The organism is Vibrio sp. 378 (assembly GCF_033339435.1).
In genome coordinates, this window is the sequence record NZ_JAWOUO010000936.1 from 1 (window position 1) to 567 (window position 567).

Annotated in this window: 1 pseudogene; it reads right to left on the reverse strand. The window is 46.9% G+C overall.

The window, feature by feature from the left end:
• Positions 1–567, reverse strand: a pseudogene (locus tag R7Q48_RS29700) (nuclease); the annotation flags it as partial.

Sequence of the window (567 nt, forward strand, 5' to 3'; positions counted from 1 at the left end):
TCTGCGATTTCAACGTAAGTGTAATGATCGTCTGCGTCATCGATTTCTGCATTCAATGCATCCACCAAGTTTTGCACAGCACTGCCATCACCGAAGCCGTTATTTTCCACTTCCATCAAACCAATGATGTCAGCATCCATCTTATTCATCGCAGACACGATCTTCGCTTGTTGGATCAAGAACTCATCGTGATTCGTCGCGCCACGGTTTTGGCCTGTCGGGTTGTTGTTTCCGCTGTCTGCAACCGAAGTGAAGTAGTTAAGCACGTTAAAGCTTGCAACGCGTAAATCCGACTCTGCGATAGCTGGCGCCGCTTTACGCTCTACATCAAAGCCATCACCCGCTGCCACAAAGTTAGTGTTGTTTACATCATTCGTCGCGATCAGACGGTATTCGTTGTAGCTGTAATTCACTACGCCCTGTAAACCTTCAACGCGCGAACCTAAGCGAATGTGCTGTTCAGATGAACCGTCTTGATCCAAATCTTGACCAAACTCAGGGTAGTAAGGAATTTTGCCGTTCGGTGCTTTGGCATCAGATTCTAGGAAAACTCGATTCTCTGCATTT